This is a genomic window from Cetobacterium sp. ZWU0022 (assembly GCF_000800875.1).
In the GTDB taxonomy this organism is placed as follows: domain Bacteria; phylum Fusobacteriota; class Fusobacteriia; order Fusobacteriales; family Fusobacteriaceae; genus Cetobacterium_A.
Genome location: NZ_JRJZ01000004.1, coordinates 1 through 1,065, shown reverse-complemented (window position 1 = coordinate 1,065; position 1,065 = coordinate 1). Strand labels below are relative to the sequence as shown.

The window sequence follows — 1,065 nt, the reverse complement described above, 5'->3', positions numbered from 1 at the left end:
ATCATCAAATTCTTGTTGAGGACTCCAATTATATTTTTTATTATTCCATTCATATTTATTATTTAAATTATTCAGATTAACTAAACTTGTTGTTTCCTCATTATTTGCTTTAATCATTTTTGCAATTTTAGCTTCTTGTGGATAAACAAACTCTACAACTGGGTTATACCATTCATTAGCACTTTGTAAAAAAAAGTTATAACTTCTTTTATTAGTATTTACTACTAAATTTGTTTTTATTCCTGGATAAAAAGGTTTTAAAACAATTGCTTTTCTTTCTCCTTGTTTTGAACCTGTTACTCCTTCATCAATCGCCCATCTTGCTGTATCTCCACCTGCTAAGTAAATAACTTCTTCATCTGAATTTAAGTAAATTGTTGTTAAAAATCCTGTTCTTGCATAAACTCTATACATATCATTTTCGTTGTAAACAAATGTTGTTTTAACATTTTGCTTTGCTTCCTTTAATCCCGTTTTTATAACTGGTTCTTGATAAGAAAAATCTTCATACTGTAACTCAACTGCTCCTAATGCCATACTTGACAAAACTGTCATTAATATTGCTATCTTTTTCAATTTTTTCACCTCTACATTTCATTGTTAAAACTATAATCTGTTATTGTAATTCCTACTGGATTTATCAATAGTTTTTCTTCTGAATTAGATTGAATTATTTCTATTGTATAAATTCCTGATTTTTTTATCTTTTCAACTATATTTCCTCTTTCATCATAGCCCGTTTCAATCCATCTAACTTGATAATTTTTATTATCAACTTTTAAGATTGTTGTTATAGAAATATCTCTAGTTTCTTTATTTTTCATTTTATCTTTTGTATCTTCTGCTATTATTTGGCTTTTTAATTTCGTTTGTGCTATTTCTCCTAAAAAACTATATGCTTCTTTTATATTTCTTCCATACATAATTGGGTCTAATGGAATTGATCTAGTTTTTAATATAAAATTTCTTAAAGTTGACATGATTAATTTATCATTTGCAACATAATTTATTCTATTTATTGCTCCAATATTTTTTACTATTCCTTCCTCTTTATTAACTTCTACA

The 1,065-nt window shown here is 25.8% G+C and carries 2 protein-coding genes; both read right to left on the bottom strand.

The genetic code is table 11. The features are described from left to right. Positions 1–576: TrbG/VirB9 family P-type conjugative transfer protein (locus L988_RS00195; protein WP_081990269.1), on the bottom strand; the 576-nt coding region annotated here is incomplete at its 3' end. An 11-nt stretch (positions 577–587) separates the two neighbouring features. Further along, positions 588–1,065: type IV secretion system protein (locus L988_RS00190; protein ID WP_047380369.1), on the bottom strand; the 478-nt coding region annotated here is incomplete at its 5' end.